General features: G+C 42.1%; 1 pseudogene. It reads left to right on the top strand.

Going from position 1 to position 3,096, the window contains the following annotated elements:
- Positions 1-3,096: pseudogene (locus BLS33_RS24460) on the top strand (hypothetical protein); the annotation flags it as partial.

Below are 3,096 nucleotides of genomic sequence, written 5' to 3'. Positions count from 1 at the left end.
CGCCACAGACGATCTCGGGACTCCCCGCCGGCAACTATACCGTTACCGTAAGGGACCTCGACGACCCGACCGCGGGATGTACCGTTACCCTTCTCCAAACCATTAACGAACCAACCGTTGTTACGGTTAGTAATGTTGCTACACAGCCTACTTGTGTAGATGATGGTTCCGTAGTAATTACTGCAAATGGGGGTAGTGGAGGATTCACCTATGAAATTTTACAGCCCGATACTGTTGTTTTAGGACCACAGAGCGGCAATTTGTTTACTGGCTTAAATCAATTGGGACTACACACAATTACTGTGACAGATACCAACGGATGTACGGAAACGGACACCTTTACCCTAACGGCCCCAGCACTTCCAACGGCGAGTATTGACCCAGCCTCAGATTTGTGTTTTGATTCCTCAAACGCGGGTTCGGCTACAGTAGTAGTGGGTGCTACCGGCGGATCAGGTTCTTATGTCTACAGTATGAACGGTGGTTCTTTAAGGACTTCAAATACATTCGCTAATTTGGTACCTGGTAATTATACCTTCCAAGTAAGGGATACCAACGGTTGTGTTGACGACATAGCATTTACTATTGAACCACAATTAACAGCAAATGTAGTTTTAACTAAGGATATCGATTGTTCGGCTTCTCCAGATGCCATTTTGAATATAAATATTAATGGAGGATACTCCCCTTTTACTTATGAATTAAGTGTAGATGGGGCTGCTTATGCTTCATATACCGGAGGTTTCCCATTCAATACAAGCGTACCAGGGATATATCGTTTTAGGGTAGCCGATAGTCAAGGTTGTTCCGCTGAATCCAATGAAGTTACTGTAACTGCAACAATAAATCCAGTGGCAACTACGACCATCACAGAACCTACCTGTAATGGAGATACCAATGGAATAGTGGAAATAAATATTGATCCTGATTTTGGTAGTTCCCCTTATCAGGCAAGTTTTAATGGCAGTCCGTTTACGAGTCAGTTGGTTTATCCAGGTCTTGCTGCAGGAACCTATTCGTTTACCATAAGGGATAGCAGAAGTTGTACATTTACGGACACAGTAACCTTAACAGACCCAGTTCTTTTTGATGCCAATGTAGTACCCACAGATGTGAGCTGTGGTGCTTCTGGAGATATCCCAGGAAAGATAGATATCACCATTACCAGTGGTGGAGTTCCTAATTTTACGTATACCTTGTACGATAATTTAAACAATGTAGTACCTACGACGGGCCCTAATCCTATAACAAACACCACAGCGACCTCGATTACTTTTGATGGCCTTCCATTTGGGGATTATTATGTCCGTATTTTGGATGCCAATGGCTGTGAGTATTATGAAAATCCGGTAAGGGTTTTATCAAATCCATATTTATCTGTGGATGCCGTTGTACCAGCGGTTAGCTGTCTTACTGGTGGAACGGTAGATTTATTGGCCAGTGGAGGTTCTGGAAACTATGATTTCAGTATCTACGGTTCGGGAACACTACCGGACTCGGAAACATCGGGTCCTGGGATTGGAGAAGAAAGGGCTACCTATAATGGACTTAATACGGGACAAACCTATATCTTTCAAGTAATTGATACCGATACAAATTGTTCTAGTTATGTAGAGGTTGATATTCCCGCGCTCTCCTCAATAGATGTAGTGTCAGATCCAGTAGTAGAAGATGTTACTTGTTTTGGAGACACCGATGGATCTATTGCTTTTCGATTTGAGCAATATGATGCCACCGTAACAACAATTGACTACGAAATAAGGGAATCATTGACCAATACACCACTAGTTGGTTCTTACTCGGGATCAGTTACAGGACCAATTGGACCTGGACCAACCCCATTAGAAACCGTTGAAAATATTCCACCCGGAGATTATGTATTGTTCTTTAGAGAACAGTCAAGTCCTGATTGTTCCAATACCTTCAATTTCAGGATTTTGGAACCAAACCCAGTCATTTTATCCATAGTCGACCAAAATAATGGAAATTGTTTAGAAGATGCCAATGTAACAGTAATAGCTAGTGGTGGGAATGGATTTTACACCTATGCATATGTTGAGGACGGAATTTCCCCAGTTGCTGCCGACTTTGTTACTAGTAACTATGCAGAATTGGACCCTTTGGTCAATTCAGATTGGGATATTTATGTGATGGATGGGAATGATTGCTCAACCGCTGCTCCTCTTGATATTACCATATCTCAAGACCCAACACCAGTAATTTCTGGAGTGATACCAAACCAATGTGCAGCTAATGAAGGGGAGTTTTTAATTGAAATTACCTTGGATAATGCAGGTTTATCACCTCATAAATTAAGTTTGAACGGAGGTTCTTTCCAGTCATCGACATTAACTACTACCGGAAGTACACATCAATTTACAAACTTGAGTTCTGGCAACTATACTATAGAAGTTAGAGATTTTAATGGATGTGGAAACTTAATTTCTCTTGAAATTTTTAAACCAACATCTATCACTGCTGACGTAATTACGCAACCAACTTGTTTTGGAAATGATGGTGAAGCTCTAATTACAGCATATGGAGGTTCTGGTGATTATATGTATGAACTATTTGATGGGGGTATAAGTGTGAACGGTGCACCACAGGTATCTCCAATTTTTACGGGCTTAGAAGCAAAAACGTACCAGGCTTTTGTCTATGACCAAATATTGACAGGCTGTGATAAATCTGTAGACCTTGAGTTGGAAGTTCCTAGAGCAGTCGCTTTTACGGCAACCCCAACTTCTACAAGTTGTTTTGGTGCTAGTGATGGCTCTATTACTGCTACACTAGACCCCACTATGGATAATCCTCCATATACTTTTCAACTATTCCAAAAACCAGCGGTTGGACCATTGGTTCCGGTAACCCCAATAGCACAGTCATCCAATATATTCAATAATTTATCAGCAGCGGATAATTATGTAGTTCGAGTGTATTCTGGAAGAGGTTGTCAGGAAGATGTGGATGTAATTGTTACAGAACCGGCCATTATAGCGAGTGTCAATGCTTCGGTCGCAGCATTTGGCTGTAGCGCAGGGAACAACCCCGACAATGCGACGATAACCGTTGACGGTTCCGCCATTACCGGCGGTA

Origin of the sequence: Kriegella aquimaris, from assembly GCF_900103215.1 — a bacterium.
GTDB classification, from domain to species: Bacteria; Bacteroidota; Bacteroidia; order Flavobacteriales; family Flavobacteriaceae; genus Kriegella; species Kriegella aquimaris.
This window is presented reverse-complemented; position numbering and strand designations above follow the sequence as displayed.